The organism is Neisseria sp. Marseille-Q2251 (assembly GCF_940793045.1).
Lineage (GTDB): Bacteria > Pseudomonadota > Gammaproteobacteria > Burkholderiales > Neisseriaceae > Neisseria.
Map to the genome: position 1 here is coordinate 1 of NZ_CALNWV010000094.1, position 840 is coordinate 840.

Genomic DNA, 840 nt, shown 5'->3' on the forward strand with positions numbered 1-840 from the left:
CTCAAATATCTTGCATGATTTGTCCGTATTGGCGAAATGCTGCGTCTTGTCTTCGCAGGTGCTTTCGGTCGTTTCACACGATACCGTGACAAAGCTTTCGTTGATCTTCAATACCTTGGGATTTTGATCCGACCGTGCTACTGCCTTCAGGGTAAACCGCCCGTCCGGCGTACCTTTGGCGTCGCCTTGCACCTTGATGCAAAAATCGCCGATTTCCTTAATCGGCAAATCCGGCCATTGGGTGGAACTTTGTTTGAAACTTCCGTTTTTTTGATAAAAACGCTCCAGAAATTGGGCGTTTTCCAGCATGGCGGCCCGCACTTCCTGCAGCTTGGTATTTTCAATATATTTTTGGTAAGACGGATAAGCAATCGACGTCAAGATCCCTACCATCATGATGGTGAAAACCAATTGAGACAAAGAAAATCCCCGCTGAATTTCCTTCATTCCGCCCCCTTTTGAAACATAAACCGAATAATTTGATGTTTATTGTTGTGTGAAATAAAAATGGGGATTGATGTTTTATCGTGGCTCACTTCAAAACCATACGGCGAGGTTTCCTACGGCAAGCCCGAACGGTTTCTGAATCAATCCCTTATCAAATGAGGTCGGTATCTTATCGTCCTTATGACAGGTATTCAAACAATATCTAAATATTTCTTAGTTTACTATTTCTTAATGTATTGACTTTGCAACAGACACGCCTGCACCCGATTTATGCGGTGGACACACGAAGCCTGCCTGCGGGTACGGCTTTTGCTATTCGCGGTGGTAGGGATGGTTGTGGAGGATGGAGACGGCGCGGTAGAGCTGTTCGGTCAGAAGGACGCGCACCATGCC

At 46.0% G+C, this 840-nt stretch carries 2 protein-coding genes; both read right to left on the reverse strand.

Annotated features, from left to right (window positions below; all coding sequences use genetic code 11):
- On the reverse strand, window positions 1-447 hold a 447-nt coding region (locus AAG834_RS13740), incomplete at its 3' end, for a type IV pilin protein (protein ID WP_342032455.1).
- A 312-nt stretch (window positions 448-759) separates the two neighbouring features.
- Window positions 760-840, reverse strand: an 81-nt coding sequence (locus AAG834_RS13745) for a 23S rRNA (pseudouridine(1915)-N(3))-methyltransferase RlmH (RefSeq protein WP_342032456.1), incomplete at its 5' end; no start/stop codon positions are given.